Raw genomic sequence first — 15,042 nt, 5'->3', positions numbered from 1 at the left:
TTGCTTCCGCTCAGCTGGGCCGTGACGACCGTGGGCACGACTTCGAGCCACGGAAAGTTCCCGTGTCTTGAAGCTCGGCCTTGTGGTAAGTCAGCAAGGAACGCTGACCAACCACCATTTCACGGTCTTGACCCAGTTTCGCTCCAGCAATCTTGATATAGTGGTCATCTTGCTGCCTCGTCTTAACTGCCACTGTAGTCAAGTGGCGATGGTGTTTGGCGACAAAACGACCAGTTAATGTCACGACCGTTTTTTGATCAACTAGCAAGACGTGCATGCTTAGCTATTACTATATTGATGATTGGTGAAAAAACTGCTAAGATGCCACCCCTTTAACCAGTGTGGTTGGCCAGCGACTATCTAGCACCGTGGCGTCGGCGTTTTTCCCGTGGTGAAATGATTGTTAGCCGGCGTTTTGGGCCGGCTTACAATCAGGCCGAGTTCCGGAAACTCGCGGGTTTAGCGAGGTTTCGGAATCGTGCCCACCGCGGGAAAATGAAGCCGACAGAACGGTGCGCCAGCTTCCGCCAGGTTGCCAGAACTCGGCCATCTTGCTCGCCGGCGTGCAGCGAATGACGAGACACAGCATTACACACAAAACAGAGCCCCTAAGCATGGCCATCACGGTCACTGCTTAGGGGCTTTTGGTCTATCTGAATTTAGCTAACAAGTCGAGATAAACACCGTTCCCAGAATCCACCCACGGTTTTCACGTGCTAGCCGTTTCATGTGCGCTCAGTTTTCGGTATAATAGGAAACGATGTCAATCCGCACCGGGAGACCGGTTGCGTTTCGCGCATAAGTAAGGTAAAGTATAACCAGGTGTGAAACAATCGTGTTTCACAGGAAAAGAAAGACTGGGAGGGTACCATGAATCCAGAAGAGTTTCGGGCCGCACTGGCTCAGCAGGGCATCGACTTAACGCCGACCCAGGAGCAACAGTTTGCGACGTACTATCACTTTTTGGTGGCGACCAACGAACACGTGAATCTCACCACGATTACCGATGAATCTGAGGTCTATTTGAAGCACTTCTACGACTCATTGACACCGGCTTTTTATTTGCCGGCCTTACGGGATCAACCCCTGACGCTCTGTGACGTCGGGGCCGGGGCGGGCTTCCCGTCGTTACCGTTGAAGATCGTCTTCCCCCAGCTGCAGGTCAGCATCGTGGATTCGCTGAACAAGCGAATCACCTTCCTGAATGAGCTGGCGGCGAAGCTGAACCTGACCGGCGTGGCCTTTCATCACGCCCGGGCCGAGGAGTTCGGCGGCAAACGAGCGCCGCACCGTGAGGGTTACGACCTGGTCACGGCGCGGGCCGTGGCGCGGATGTCCGTGCTCAGCGAGCTGTGCCTGCCGTTGACCAAGGTCGGCGGCCAATTCGTGGCGCTCAAGGCGTCCAAGACGGCCGATGAACTGGCGGTCAGCCACAAGGCCATCACCACGCTGGGCGGCAAGCTCAGTGCCGACCACGCCTTCGAGCTGCCGGAGTCGCACGACCCGCGGCACATCGTGGTCATCGACAAGGTCAAAGCAACACCCAAGCGTTACCCACGGAAAGCCGGCACACCGAACCGGGAGCCGTTAGAAGATTAATGGGATGGAGGTAAGTCATTTTGCCATTTTCATTATTTGGAAATAATCGGGAGAAGGCGTCGCGGCCGACGCATCCCGTGAAACAAAACGTGGTCATGATTCCGGTGGCACGGATCATTCCCAACCGGTTTCAACCCCGTCAGCGGTTCGACGCCACGGCCATCACGCAACTCGCGCAGACCATCGATGAACACGGGCTGTTACAGCCCATCGTGCTGCGCCAGTACGAACCGGACCATTACGAGATCATTGCGGGGGAACGGCGCTTTCGGGCTATCTCCCAACTGAAGTGGACCGACGTGCCGGCCATCATCGAGGACTTCAACGACGACGAGACGGCCTCCATGGCATTGATCGAGAACCTCCAACGCGAGGAGCTCACCGCCGTCGAAGAGGCCACGGCCTACCAACAACTGATGGCGCTGAACCACCTGACGCAGGTCCAGTTGGCCCAGGGCATCGGCAAGAGCCAGGGCTTCGTGGCCAACAAGCTGCGGCTGCTCAAGCTCTCGCAGCCCGTTCGCGAGGCCATCCTGAACCGACAGATCACCGAGCGGCACGGGCGGGCCTTACTGGCCGTCACGGCCGACAAGCAGGCCACCATCCTGCACCAGATCGTCGACCGCCAATTGACGGTCAAGGAGACCGAGGCGCTGATTGCTGCCCAGAAGGCGCAACCCAAGCACCGGCGCAAGATCACCAAGCAGGGCGTCAATGGCGACACCCGCGTGGCGGTCAACACGATTCGCCAGTCGGTCAAGATGGTCACCGATGCCGGCCTGCCGCTGACTACCAAGGAAGAGGAAACGGCCGACCATTACCGTATTATTATTGACATTCCCAAAGAAAGCTAGAGGTGGAACGAAGAATGGGTTATATTATCGCATTAGCCAATCAAAAGGGCGGTGTCGGCAAGACGACCACCGGCGTCAACCTAGGCGCCGCGCTGGCCAGTCACGACCAACGCGTCTTGCTGGTCGACACCGATGCCCAGGGGAACGCGACCAGTGGCGTGGGTATCCAAAAGGCCTCGATTGAGCGGGAAATCTACGACGTGTTAGTCAACGAGATCCCGATTCAAGACGCCATTTTACACACGCAACATCCCGGGTTGGACATCGTTCCGGCGACGATTCAGCTGTCCGGGGCCGAAATCGAGTTGACCCCGATGATGGCCCGGGAGACCCGGCTGAAGGCCGCCCTCGACGACGTGCGCGACCAGTACGATTACATCCTGATCGACTGTCCGCCATCGTTGGGCCTGCTGACCATCAACGCGTTTACCGCGGCCGACTCGATCCTGATTCCGGTGCAGAGTGAGTACTATGCGCTGGAGGGGTTGACCCAGCTGCTGAACACCGTGAAGTTGGTCCAAAAGCACTTCAACCGCGACCTGAAGATCGAAGGCGTGCTGTTGACCCTGTACGATGCCCGGACCAACCTGGGCAAGCAGGTCAACGAAGAAGTGAAGAAGTATTTCCAAAACAAGGTCTATGCCACGATTATTCCGCGCAACGTGCAGTTGGCGGAGGCCCCGAGTCACGGGATGCCGATTATTGATTACGCACCAAAATCGAAAGGTGCAGAGGTGTACACTGAACTCGCAAAGGAAGTGCTAGCTGCCCATGGCAAGTAAGAAAGAGAAAAGTTTAGGGCGCGGGATCGACGCGCTGTTTGCTGAAAATGGCGTCGACACGGGGGAAGAGACCGTCGTTGACCTGACGTTGGCCGACATTCGGCCCAACCCGTACCAGCCCCGGCAAAAATTTGATCAGAAGGGGCTCGATGACCTGGCCGCGTCGATCAAGAAGACCGGCGTGTTTCAACCGATTATCGTGCGGCAACCGGATAAGCGGATGCACCGCTACGAGATCTTAGCCGGCGAACGGCGCTACCGGGCGTCGAAGCTGGCCGGCAAGACCACGATTCCGGGCATCATCCGCGACGTGACCGAGGAACAGATGATGGAGATCGCCGTGCTGGAGAACCTCCAACGCGAGGACCTCACGCCCCTGGAAGAGGCCGAAGCCTACGATACGTTGATGACCAAGTTGACGCTGACGCAGGCCCAGGTCTCCGAACGACTGGGCAAGAGTCGGCCCTACATCGCCAACTACCTGCGGCTCTTAGGCCTGCCCAAGCTGGTCAAGGACATGCTGCAGCATAACCAGCTGTCGATGGGCCAGGCGCGGACGCTGCTCTCCCTGAAGGACAAGACCAAGCTGGTCGCACTGGCTAAGCGGGCCGTCGACGAGGGGATGACCGTGCGGGCCCTGGAGGCCGAGGTCGGCAAGCTGAACGGCGCGGCCAAGAAGCTCGCCAAGAAGCCGGCCAAGAAGAAGTCGCCGTTCCTGCGCTCGACGGAGAACCAGCTCCAAGAACGCTTTGGCACGCAGGTCTCCATCAACCAGAGCAGTCACGACGATCATCAGGGACACATCGAGATTGAGTACCTCTCGAACGATGATCTGAACCGCATCTTAGCGTTGTTGAACATTCAATCGGATTAACTGGAGGGATGGCTATGTACGATTTAGGCGATTTAGTGGAAATGAAGAAGCCGCATCCGTGCGGCGCCAACCGCTGGGAGATTACCCGGATGGGTGCCGACATCAAGATCAAGTGCACCAACTGTGGGCACGTGGTCATGTTGTCCCGGCGCGAATTTGAGAAGAAACTAAAGAAGGTACTGGTCCGCAAGGCCGATGCCGAAAATTCAGAAAAGAGTGAATAAGCTTTATGTCATTAACTGCAGGAATCGTTGGTTTGCCCAACGTGGGGAAGTCAACGTTATTTAACGCGATTACCAATGCCGGGGCCGAAATGGCCAACTACCCGTTCGCCACGATCGACCCCAACGTCGGGATGGTCGAAGTGCCGGACAAGCGGCTGGACCGGATTCAAGAACTGATTCCCGCCAAGAAAGTCGTCCCGACCACGTTCGAATTTACCGACATCGCCGGGATCGTCAAGGGGGCCAGCAAGGGTGAAGGTCTGGGGAACCAATTCCTGGAAAACATTCGCCAGGTCGATGCCATCGTCCACGTCGTGCGGGCCTTTGACGACGACAACATCACCCACGTCACCGGGAAAGTCGACCCCATCGACGACATCGAGACCATTAACCTGGAGCTCGGTCTGTCCGACCTGGACGCCGTCAACAAGCGCTTGGCCAAGGTCGAACGCGCCGCTAAGGGCAGCGACAAGGAAGCCAAGGCGGAATTGGCCGTTCTCGAGAAGATCAAGCCGGTCCTCGAAGAAGGGGGCGCCGTGCGCTCACTGGACTTTGACGAAGACGAACAAAAGATCGTGAAGGGCCTGTTCCTGCTGACCAGCAAGCCGGTCCTCTACGTGGCCAACATCGCCGAAGACGACATGGCCGATCCCGAGAACTCCAAGTACTTCAAGACCATTCAGGACTACGCCGCCAAGGAAGGCGCCGAAGCCATTGCCGTGGCCGCCGAAGCCGAAGAAGAGATCGCCGAACTCGACGATGACGAAAAGAAGGACTTCCTGGAGGCGGAGGGCGTCGAAGAACCCGGTTTGAACCGGTTGATTCGGGCTTCCTACCACCTCTTAGGGCTGGAGACCTTCTTCACGGCCGGCGGGAAGGAAACCCGGGCGTGGACATACAAGGCCGGCACCAAGGCCCCCCAAGCGGCCGGAATCATCCATTCCGACTTCGAACGCGGGTTCATTCGGGCCGAGGTCATGGCTTTTGACGACCTGGATCAGTACAAGACCGAAGCGGCCGTGAAGGATGCCGGCAAGCTACGGGTCGAAGGAAAAGACTACGTGATGCACGATGGTGACATCGTCGAATTCCGTTTCAACGTCTAGAAGGGAACCAAATTCATGAGTGAAGAAAATAAGCAGCCCCGTAACGCCGGGGTGCGGCAGAACCGCAACACCGTCGCCGTGAGCGAACGGGCGGCCTTCGATAACCTGGGGCTGACCAAGCGGAATGCCGAATACATGTACCGTTTTAACAAGGCGCTGGAGAACACCAAGCTGAGTCCCGACAAAAAGGCCGCGGCCGTGCAAGACATGGTCAACGAGCTGGTCGCCGGTCAGAAGAGCGGGAAGACCGCCAAGAACCTCTACGGGGACATCGACGAGCGCGTCAAGCTGGTGGTCGACGGCCCCGTCAAGGACACGGCCGTCATCGGGGGGCCGAACTACTGGCCAAACATGGCGTACAACTCCCTGACGTTCTTCATGATCTTTAACCTGATGTTCGGGATCATGTACCTCTTCTCGCCAAAGCTGATGCAGACCAGCAGTCCAGTGGGGATCACCGCGATCCTGATCAGTGCGCTGGTCGCCGGGTTCATCCTGCCGATCATGCCGCGGCTGTTCGACCCGAAGATCAAGCACAAGTACAACGGCTGGATTCGGGTCTCCCTGGTCGTTCTGGGCTTTTTGGTCTGGATGGCGATGTTCTACCTGGTTCAACTCTTACCACGCGCCATCAACCCTGTGCTGATGCCATGGCCAAGTATCATCTTAGGCGTGCTGTCCATCGCCGCGATGTTCTGGCTGCGGCACCGCTACCCGATTCGGGGCGGGTTCTTCGGTTAAGAGTTAGTTGATTGGCCGCCCGCCTAATGGCATGTGAGTTCAAATGGTGGTAGCTGCCGATTGCTTCCGCGCAGCTTGCTCGCCGGCGTGAAGCGCCGACCCCTGCCAATCTATAAAATAACCGATTTTCCAATGCCGTTCACCACTGGTGGGCGGCATTTTTTGATGGGTCAGCCGTTAAAGGGCCGGACTTTTCAGACACATGACAGATTGTTTGTTAAGGGTGAAAACGACTGAAAACTGAAGGGGCAAAGTTAACTATCTTGGGCTAACCACCGGGAAAGCTGGTCGGCCGAAAACGCACGGGTGCCAAGGGCTCTCGGCATAGTCTCCACAACGACGTGGTTGGTAAATGGGCGGTCCAAGACCGATTCTTGACACGCTTTTCGCGGCTTTCTAGAATGAAGTCAGATAGCCGGATAGAAGACGACTACCAATGGATTAACTTGTTTAAGGGGGAGTTTTCATGAAGCGAGTCTTTGGATATGCTTTGGGGTTAGTCGCAGCCTTGTCACTGGCCGGTGTCGCCGCAACATCCGCCAATGCCGATGGCAACGCCGCTAACGCTGCTAGTGGAAACAGTGGCGCTGGCACCAGTTCGGTCGCCTCGAGTTCTTCGTCGGCCAGCAGCAGTTCTGCGGCCAGCGACAGCATTGCCAGCTCGAGCAGTGCGACGTCTAACCGGAACTTAGATTCAAGCAGCAGTTCGTCATCGGATAACGGCTTTGAGGACATTATCTGGTGGATCGAAGACTACTACGATGCGGGCAACGCGAGTGCGCCAACCGCAACGGCTTCCAGCACGCCGGTTTCCAGTTCCAGCAGCAGTTCTGTCGCACCGGCGCGGAGTTTGCCAACGCCTAAGAAGCGGGCTCTGAAGCGGTTCACCAGCAGCGAGAAGATCCGGGGCGTGCACCACTACTACCGTGGTGAACGGGATATCTTCTTCAGCAAGGGCCGCAAGGGTGAAGTCGTCACCTTACGGAACCGGTACGGTCAATTCGTCAAGCGCTACGACGTTAAGCGCAACGGATCCTTTGAGATCAAGTTGAGCAAGAAGCAAGCGCGGAAGTTGGATCGCTTCGGCAAGCACTTTGATTACGTAGTCTCCGATAAGGGCTACCGGGTCTTTGAAAAGGACTACACCATCTACAAGTAAGAGAATCGATGAAGAGAGTCACGCCGCGGGGTGTGGCTTTTTTTGTTATAGCAGAGGGCTTTCATAAGGATCATTATGCCGACTTACGCCGTTTGGAGCCGGTTGGCTTGCCGTGGGGCCGGCCACACCGGTATACTCGAGGCATTTGATGGAGAGGGGTTCAGACCAGTATGTCAGATCAACGAAAAGAGACGGGCCAGCCCGTCATGTGTGTCGCGGAAACGGGGGCCGTGGCAGCCGATGCGTCGGCGACCACGTTGTTTTTGCCCCAGGCGCAAGCGGTCACCGCAACCTCGCGGCTGCGCTTGAAGAAGTACCGCGCGAAACGCCGCCAATTGGTGTTTCGTGGCGGCCGACCGGGGATGGTCGTGGTGGTCAAGAGTGACCGGGACCGCGTGGTGACCCTGGTCACCGTGACCACCCGCGGGGCCTTCACCGTGCGCTTGAGCCCGCACCAGGCCCACCGAGTCGCCAAGGACGGCAAGCATGTGTCCGTGACCGTGCTGGCCGGGATTCAGCAGCAGTACACGCAGCGCGTCCGGGTCTAGGTAACAAGCCAGACCGCACGGGGAGTATCAAAACAGGCAGGGAATTCTCGCCATCAGAATTCCCTGCCTGTTTTTTCGCAATCCGTCCCATTTGGCCCTTGAGTTCCCCCGCGGTTTAGAGGAAACTAAGAAAGGCTTCCATAAATTGGTGGCCGAATGGGGAGGAGAGTTACAAGTTGAAAATAACGCTGAAACGCTGGTTGACGCGACACGATGCCCAATACATTGCCCTCTTAGCAATTGTTGGTTGCTTACTAATGGCCATCTGTTCGTACACGTCGCCGGTCTTTTACTTTGATTACTCACCGGACAACAACGCGTTTTTCACGGTGGGCAAGGCCATGATGCACGGCATCGTGCCCTATAAGGACATCTTCGAGCAAAAGGGGCCCTACGTGTACTGGCTACACGGGTTGGCCTACCTGGTCTCGCACCGCAGCTTCATCCTGATCTTTGGGATGGAAGTCCTGGTCCTGGTCGCGGCCATGACGCTGACCTACTACCTGGCGCGGCGCCTGCGTCTGACCGAGCTGGGGAGCTTTGTCCTGGCGCTGGTCTCGCCGGTTCTGTTCCTGTACCACCCGTACTACGATTACGGGGACACGGTGGAGTTCTTCGTGATTCCGCTGATCCTGTCGCTGATCTACCTGATCGTGCTGATCGACCAGCGCGGCGTCGCGGCCGTCAGCCCCTGGTGGTTCGCGGTGCAGGGCGGCCTGGTCGGCATCGTCTTTCTGTCCAAGTACACCCTGCTGGGCGCCTGGATCGCCTTTTACCTGGTGCTGGGGGGCGCGCTGCTGATCAACCGCCAGTGGACGGTGCTGCGGCGGCTGGTGCTGGCCAGTGGCGCCGGTTTTCTGGTGACCACGGTGCCGTGGCTGCTGTACTTTCTGGCGACCAAGTCCCTGGGGGCCTTCATCAACGTCTACATCGTCTTTAACACCCACGCCTACATCGCGTCGTCGGTCTCGGCCTTTTCGAAGCTGATTCAGTCGGCCATCCTGCTGTCGCAGTTCTACCTGGGCGACGTGCTGTTCTTCGTGCTGGGACTGGTGGGGACGCTGGTGATCATCTTCACCGACGACATCTTCCGCACGACCTTCGCCAAGGGGCTGTACCTGCTGGTCTTCGTGGTGAGTGACCTCCTGGCGGTCTACGGCTACCAGACCAATACCGTGTACCTGTACTATCAGCTGGCCTACTTTCCGTTCTTCGTGTTGCCCCTGATTTATTTCGTGGGGCGCGTGTTGAAACGCCTGGGGTTGGCGGCCTACGACGACCCGTTTATCATCCTGACGACGATGGTCTTGAGCGTCTTCTTGGTCCTGGGAGTTAACGATAACGTGACCGATTCACGGCTGTTTCCCAACAACTCGTCGGTGACGGAGCGCCACACGCGCAAGCCCCAACAGCCGGCCCAGCTGGTCTTCGGTCGGTTGATGCGGCAGAAGACGCCGGCGCACCGGGCAATGACCCTGTTGAACTACGGGTCGATCGACATGGGCTTCTACACCAGCTCGGGTGCGGTGCCGACGCAGTATTATTTCCAAAACTATAACGTGCCGCGGTCGGCCGCCCCGGAGATCCTGACGTCGCAGGTCCGGTCCATCCGGCACCAAAAAACGGAGTGGGTGGTCCTGAACACGCCGAAGAACCGCACCGTGCGGAACTGGCACGGTAACGGGACGGGAAAGATCTCCGGCGGCGACATGAACCCGGGGACGGCCAAGCTGGCCAAGACCCTGTACCGCCATTACCGCTTGACCGCCAAGCACACCCAGTATTTTGAGAACAACCACGTGACGTACTGGTTGTTCCAGCGAAAGTAGGGCGACCATGGATCACTTAAAACAAGTTTGTCGGGCTCACGGGTGGGCCTTAGAAGCCGGCCTGTTTTTGGGGCTGAGCCTCCTGTGGGTCCTGCCGTGGTTATCACGTTAATTTTCATACCAAATGACTGATATGAAAAATATATTTTGTTTTTAATAATGTTGTCTTGACACCATTCATCCAGAATCCTACACTTAACAAGTGAGTTAGCTAAATTGTTAGGTGACTCAAAATTACATAATTTTCTGTAGGGGGAAATTGGTCATGAAAAAAGTTTTTAGTTATGTCTTAGCGTTAGTTGCCGTTGTCACTCTGGGTGGCGCCATCGCAACCACGGCGAACGCCGCCGGTGGCGAAGCCGCAGCTAACAGTGGCAGCAATGCATCCGGGGTCTCATCCAGCGTTGTGGCGTCTTCTTCTGTTAAGAAGGCTACCAAGAAGGCCAAGGCGGTTCCTGCCAAGAAGCGGGTCAAGTTGGCTAAGAAGTACAAGAAGAACGCGCGGAAGGTTGTTCTGAAGCAAGTTCGTAAGGGTTCTAAGATCACGTTGAAGAACGCCAAGAACCAAACGGTCAAGAATGTTTCCGTGAAGAAGAGCGGTAAGCTGACTGTTAAGTTGAGCAAGAAGCAAGCTAAGAAGCTGAACAAGAGCAAGAAGTCCTTCAAGGCTTCCGTTGCCCAAAAGGGTTACAAGACCTACACGGTTAAGTTCAGCATCAAGAAGTAATCAATTAGATATATTTGGGGAGTCTGGGACGTTGGTCCTGGGCTCCTTTTTTTGCGTTGTGTGAGAACACTCGCTCCACGCCGGCGAGCAAGATGGTCGCTGGCAGTCGCCTACCGGTCGGTCAGCCTGGGGCTGGAACGTAGCCGGCACGACTTTGAGCTCCTCGCAAGAACCGCGACGATCTCAAAGCTCGGCCTTTCTGTAATCCGGGCAACCCACCCGGATTACAGAAACGAGGCTACTGAGCCCCATTCTGACCTCCCTCTCGGCTGAGATTGTCGGCACCACTGATCAGTCAGCGTACAGAATAGGCGTCAAACGTTAAATATCGTTCATTCATGACGCATAACAATGGCTAAATCGTAGTAGCCAGATGGTAAGCCGCCATTAGAGACAGCCCGGCTAAATGGCCGAACGCAAAATGGATGACCAGTATTTGTCAGTGAGGGGATGTTGCGGTCATGTCACTAGGTCAGCGGAACAGAGGCGACTTGATGGTCGTGGTGAAATTGATGTTACCGGGTGTTTTTTACCCGGTTACATCAAGGCCGAGTTCTGGAGACCTGTGTGGGTTTCACAGGGCTTCAGAATCGTGCCCACCACGACCATCTTGCTCGCCGGCGTGGAGCGAATGATTTCGTCTATCTATCACCTTAGCGTCATAGCATCTTAGCACCTTTTTTTGTTCACTAACTTTAATTTGCCGAAACCAAGGCTCCAACGGTCGGCCGGCCGCTGGGGATGGTAGGCTGGAGCTGCGTTCACGGGGACCGGTTGCCCACAACAGGGGCACCGGGGCCGCACTCAGCGGTCGAACGCGCATCACCGGACATTCCAGAGGAAGTAGGCTAGCACGGTGTTACCAAAACTCAAAACAAAACTGAATAATCTCAGCGCCCAATACCTGGCGCTGTTTACCCTGATGGGCATCGCCATCATGTTGATCTGTTCGTACACCTCACCCGCGTTTTACTTCGACTACTCGCCGGACAACAATGCCTTCTTCACGGTCGGCAAGGCCATGATGCACGGCAAGGTCGTCTACAAGGACATCTTCGAGCAGAAGGGGCCGTACGTCTACCTGCTGCACGGGATCGCCTACCTGGTCTCGCACCGTAGCTTCTTCTTCATCTACGTCTACGAGACGTTCACGCTGGTCGCGTCGATGTTTCTGACCTACAAGATCGCCGGCCTGATTCTGAAACGGCCCCAGGCGCTGCTGATGGGCATCCTGTCGCCGGCCCTGTTCCTGTACCACCCGTACTACGATTACGGCGACACGGTCGAATTCTTCGCCCTGCCGCTGATTCTGTCGGTGATCTACCTGATCATGCTACTGGGGGCCCAACACCTGCAGGTCAGCCATTGGTGGTTCTTCACCGAGGGCCTCTTCGTGGGGATCATCTTCCTGGCGAAGTACACGCTGCTGGGCAGCTGGATCGCCTTTTACCTGGGACTCGGGGTCTACCTGCTGCGGCGAAAGGACTGGGCTCTGCTGCGCCGCGTTATCGGTTGGAGTGGCGCCGGGTTCCTGCTGGCCGTGGTGCCGTGGCTGATCTACTTTGCGGTCACCGGGGGCCTGAGCAGCTTCATCCGCGTTTATTTCTACTTTAATACGCACATCTACATGACGTCGTCGGTCTCGGCCTTCTCGAACCTGGTCCAGTCGGCCAGCCTGCTGGGGCAGTTCTTCCTGTCCAACGTGGTCTTCTTCGTCCTGGGCCTGATTGGGACGCTGGCCATCACCTTTCGGAGCGACATCTTGAAAAACACCTTCACCAAGGTCCTGTACCTGCTGACCTTCTTCACCAGCGACGTGCTGGCCCTGTACGGGTACAGCAGCGGCAACGTCTTTCAGTACTATCAACTGGCTTACTTTCCGTTCTTCGTCCTGCCGTTCATCTTCTTCAGCAAGTTTCTCTTCGACCGCGCTACGATTCACAGCGACAACGACGTGTTGCCGATCCTGACGACCATGCTGGTCAGCTTCTTCCTGGTGCTGGGCGTGAACAACAACTTCACCAGTTCGAAGCTATTTCCCAACAACGCCTCGGTCACGCTCAAGCAGACCAAGGTGCCGCAGAAGCCGGCCCAGACCGAATTTGCCGACCTGATGCGCGCGCGGACGACCGGTAAAATGACGCTGTTGAACTATGGCTCGATCGACATGGGCTTCTACACGGCGTCGGGGGCCGTGCCGACCCAGTACTACTTCCAAAACTACAACATTCCGGCCAAGAGTGACCCGACGATCCTCAACGACCAGCTCAACGCCATTCGCCAGAAAAAGGTCGAGTGGGTGGTCTTCAACACGCCGTTGGGCAAGTCGCCGCAGAAGTGGCGGGGCGACCCGTACCACGTCGGCCAGATCAGTGGGGGCAACCTGAATCCGGGAACGGCGACCATGGCCAAGCCGCTCTACCGGAACTACCGGTTCGTGGCCAAGCACACACAAAGTTTTGAAAACGTCAACGTCACTTACTGGCTGTTTCAACGGAAGTAACTTAAGCAGACATCGCGATTGATTTTTGGGGGGCACCGGACATGCGACAAGTATTCCGACAAACGATTCAAAAGTATTGGTGGCAGCTGGAGCTGTTGGCCTTCGTCATCTTAAGTCTCCTGTGGATCCTGCCCTGGGGCTTTTCCGGCAAGCTCTACACCGGGGATGACCTGGGCTTTCACCTGAACCGGATTCAGGGGCTCTACCAGGCCTTCAAGCTCAGCGGCAACTGGTTCCAGATCCCGGCGGTCGCCACCACGGCGTTTAGCGCCTGGGGCTACCCCATCAACCTGTTTTACCCGGCGCTGTCACTGATTCCGGCGGCCTGGATCCAGGCCGTGGCGACCGGGGTGGGCGGCTACTACGTCTACCTGATCCTGTTGAACCTGGTCACGCTGGGCATCGCGGCGTTTACGGCCCAGCGCATCCTGAAAAGCCGGGCCCAGGGCTTCCTGGTCGCCGTCATCTACGGCTTCGCGCAGTACCGGTTCCTGGACTTCTTCGTCCGCGGGGCGCTGGCTGAGGGCATCGTCTTTGCCTTTCTGCCGCTGATCTTCTACGGCATCTACTGCCTGACTGTCGGGGACGACCGGCGCTGGTACTGGCTGGCCATCGGTATGGCGTTGATCGCGCTGACTCACGTGATCTCGCTGGTCCTGTGTGCCGTGGGCGTGGTCATCATGCTCAGCATGTGGGTCCTGCGCCGAGACCAGCTGGGGCGTCGGCTCCAACACCTGGGCCTGGCGACCGGGACGGCGATTCTCCTGTCCCTGAGTTTTCTGGGCCCCTTGGTCGAGCAGCTCAAGCAGGTCGGCAAGCTGGGGGTGGCCCAGTACACGCTGGCCGATAGTGCGACCCAATTGGGTGACCTCCTCAGTAACTCGCTGGACAACGCCACGGCGTCGAACCAGATCAACTTCGGGGTGCTGTTCCTGATCCTGACGGTCCTGGCCATCGTGGCGTGGAAGCGACTCACCGCCTTTGACCGCTACTGCCTGATCCTGGGGTGGGTCTTCGTCTTCATGGCGACCAACCTCTTTCCGTGGGGGCTGTTTCAGGGGATGCTCGGCGTCATCCAATTTCCGTGGCGCTTCCTGGCCTTGGGCTGCTTCCCGTTGTCGCTGGTCGGCACGCGGGCGCTGCTGATCGTCTGTCACGCGCTCAACACCAACCGACAGTGGTGGTTGATCCCCTTGGCCGCGGTGGTGGCCGTGGGGCTGTCGATGAGCACCAGTGAACGCCTCTACCGGCAAGTCGGGCAGGGGACCAATAAGATCGTCACCAACGCCAATTACCAGGCGACGGCGACTCAGGACACCACCACGGACTACGTGGCGCAGAAGGGCCAGGTCTCGATGGCCGCGGTCCGGACGCACTCGATTCCGGTCATGAACACGCAGCCGAACGGGCAGGTGCCGACCACCCTGCAGCAGCAACAGGGGCAGAACTTGCCAAATGGGCTGATCTATAACCTGCACAGCACGGTGGCTCAACGCATCAAGTTGCCGCAGATCTACTACACCGGCTACCACGTCTACGTGAACAACCGGGAACAACAACCGCGGCTGGACGCGAACGGGGTCGTGCACGTGAAGGTGCCGGCAGGCAATAGCCAGATTCGCTACGTCTACCAGCGAACGCCGATCCAGCGTTTGACCGGTTGGGTATCGTTGCTGACGTGGCTGGGCCTGCTGGGCACCATGGCTTATCGCTGGTTCCGCCGACAAAAGGCGGGGCTGTCGAAAGACTGACTCCGGTGGCGCGTATCATTCGCTCCACGCCGGCGAGCAAGCCGACCGAGGTGGGTACGACTCTGAAGCCCACCAAAAGCGTGGTCTCCAGAGCTCGGCCTTGATGTAACCGGGCATAAAACACCTGGTAACATCAATTTCACCACGGTCAGCAAGTCGCCTCTGTTCCGCTGACATAGTCGTTCATGGGAAGATAACGGGAAACAAACTCAGTACGCCAACTTCCGGAACGTTTGTCGCCATCTGGTAGGATGACCACGACACTTAAAACAAATTACCACACCGTTAGCGGAACAGAGCCGACTTGATTCCTCGTAGTGAAATTGTTCTTAGCCGGGGGATCTC

Annotated in this window: 13 protein-coding genes; all 13 read left to right on the top strand. The window is 57.3% G+C overall.

Annotated elements, in window-relative coordinates; all coding sequences use genetic code 11:
• Positions 1–870 precede the first annotated feature (870 nt).
• The 13 genes from rsmG to FD37_RS11230 all read left to right on the top strand — a co-directional run bounded on the left by rsmG (position 871) and on the right by FD37_RS11230 (position 14,697).
• Positions 871–1,599: a 16S rRNA (guanine(527)-N(7))-methyltransferase RsmG gene (gene rsmG, locus FD37_RS11290; protein ID WP_045806368.1), complete on the top strand. Its 729-nt coding sequence runs from the start codon at positions 871–873 to the stop codon at positions 1,597–1,599.
• A gap of 20 nt (positions 1,600–1,619) precedes the next feature.
• On the top strand, positions 1,620–2,453 hold the full coding sequence (noc, locus tag FD37_RS11285; RefSeq protein WP_056965337.1) for a nucleoid occlusion protein: 834 nt from the start codon (positions 1,620–1,622) through the stop codon (positions 2,451–2,453).
• 14 nt (positions 2,454–2,467) lie between these two features.
• A complete protein-coding gene (locus FD37_RS11280; protein ID WP_045806370.1) occupies positions 2,468–3,235 on the top strand; it encodes a ParA family protein in 768 nt (255 codons plus the stop codon).
• Positions 3,225–4,109, top strand: coding sequence for a ParB/RepB/Spo0J family partition protein (locus FD37_RS11275; protein ID WP_045806371.1), 885 nt, complete (start codon positions 3,225–3,227; stop codon positions 4,107–4,109). The genes FD37_RS11280 and FD37_RS11275 overlap by 11 nt, the downstream gene beginning before the upstream one ends.
• Before the next feature lie 14 nt (positions 4,110–4,123).
• Positions 4,124–4,333: a DUF951 domain-containing protein gene (locus FD37_RS11270; protein ID WP_045806372.1), complete on the top strand. Its 210-nt coding sequence runs from the start codon at positions 4,124–4,126 to the stop codon at positions 4,331–4,333.
• A 5-nt stretch (positions 4,334–4,338) separates the two neighbouring features.
• Positions 4,339–5,439 carry a redox-regulated ATPase YchF gene (ychF, locus tag FD37_RS11265; RefSeq protein WP_045806373.1) on the top strand — a complete coding sequence of 367 codons (1,101 nt, stop codon included), beginning with the start codon at positions 4,339–4,341 and terminating at the stop codon, positions 5,437–5,439.
• A gap of 15 nt (positions 5,440–5,454) precedes the next feature.
• Positions 5,455–6,180, top strand: a complete 726-nt coding sequence (locus FD37_RS11260; protein WP_045806374.1) for a DUF1129 domain-containing protein — start codon at positions 5,455–5,457, stop codon at positions 6,178–6,180.
• Positions 6,181–6,646: 466 nt separating this feature from the next.
• Complete coding sequence (locus tag FD37_RS11255) at positions 6,647–7,339, top strand: hypothetical protein (RefSeq protein ID WP_056965336.1); 693 nt, start codon at positions 6,647–6,649, stop codon at positions 7,337–7,339.
• A 170-nt stretch (positions 7,340–7,509) separates the two neighbouring features.
• On the top strand, positions 7,510–7,887 hold the full coding sequence (locus FD37_RS11250; RefSeq protein ID WP_056965335.1) for a hypothetical protein: 378 nt from the start codon (positions 7,510–7,512) through the stop codon (positions 7,885–7,887).
• A gap of 176 nt (positions 7,888–8,063) precedes the next feature.
• Positions 8,064–9,716 (top strand): ArnT family glycosyltransferase, encoded by a 1,653-nt coding sequence (locus FD37_RS11245; protein ID WP_056965334.1) that lies wholly within the window; start codon positions 8,064–8,066, stop codon positions 9,714–9,716.
• A 265-nt stretch (positions 9,717–9,981) separates the two neighbouring features.
• The gene (locus FD37_RS11240) at positions 9,982–10,443 is read left to right on the top strand and encodes a hypothetical protein (RefSeq protein WP_056965333.1); all 462 of its coding nucleotides are present in this window, start codon (positions 9,982–9,984) and stop codon (positions 10,441–10,443) included.
• Positions 10,444–11,299: 856 nt separating this feature from the next.
• Positions 11,300–12,946 carry an ArnT family glycosyltransferase gene (locus tag FD37_RS11235; RefSeq protein WP_056965332.1) on the top strand — a complete coding sequence of 549 codons (1,647 nt, stop codon included), beginning with the start codon at positions 11,300–11,302 and terminating at the stop codon, positions 12,944–12,946.
• Between the two features lie 41 nt (positions 12,947–12,987).
• Positions 12,988–14,697 (top strand): 6-pyruvoyl-tetrahydropterin synthase-related protein, encoded by a 1,710-nt coding sequence (locus FD37_RS11230; RefSeq protein ID WP_056965331.1) that lies wholly within the window; start codon positions 12,988–12,990, stop codon positions 14,695–14,697.
• Positions 14,698–15,042 lie beyond the last annotated feature (345 nt).

The organism is Levilactobacillus spicheri DSM 15429, from assembly GCF_001435095.1.
Lineage (GTDB): Bacteria > Bacillota > Bacilli > Lactobacillales > Lactobacillaceae > Levilactobacillus > Levilactobacillus spicheri.
This window is presented reverse-complemented; position numbering and strand designations above follow the sequence as displayed.

Excerpts from the sequence above, each read along its gene's own strand:
- FD37_RS11230 (WP_056965331.1), top strand. The coding sequence starts at position 12,988 with ATGCGACAAGTATTCCGACAAACGATTCAAAAGTATTGGTGGCAGCTG.
- FD37_RS11270 (WP_045806372.1), top strand. The coding sequence starts at position 4,124 with ATGTACGATTTAGGCGATTTAGTGGAAATGAAGAAGCCGCATCCGTGC.
- FD37_RS11260 (WP_045806374.1), top strand. The coding sequence starts at position 5,455 with ATGAGTGAAGAAAATAAGCAGCCCCGTAACGCCGGGGTGCGGCAGAAC.
- FD37_RS11275 (WP_045806371.1), top strand. The coding sequence starts at position 3,225 with ATGGCAAGTAAGAAAGAGAAAAGTTTAGGGCGCGGGATCGACGCGCTG.
- FD37_RS11240 (WP_056965333.1), top strand. The coding sequence starts at position 9,982 with ATGAAAAAAGTTTTTAGTTATGTCTTAGCGTTAGTTGCCGTTGTCACT.
- rsmG (WP_045806368.1), top strand. The coding sequence starts at position 871 with ATGAATCCAGAAGAGTTTCGGGCCGCACTGGCTCAGCAGGGCATCGAC.
- FD37_RS11250 (WP_056965335.1), top strand. The coding sequence starts at position 7,510 with ATGTCAGATCAACGAAAAGAGACGGGCCAGCCCGTCATGTGTGTCGCG.
- ychF (WP_045806373.1), top strand. The coding sequence starts at position 4,339 with ATGTCATTAACTGCAGGAATCGTTGGTTTGCCCAACGTGGGGAAGTCA.
- FD37_RS11280 (WP_045806370.1), top strand. The coding sequence starts at position 2,468 with ATGGGTTATATTATCGCATTAGCCAATCAAAAGGGCGGTGTCGGCAAG.
- FD37_RS11255 (WP_056965336.1), top strand. The coding sequence starts at position 6,647 with ATGAAGCGAGTCTTTGGATATGCTTTGGGGTTAGTCGCAGCCTTGTCA.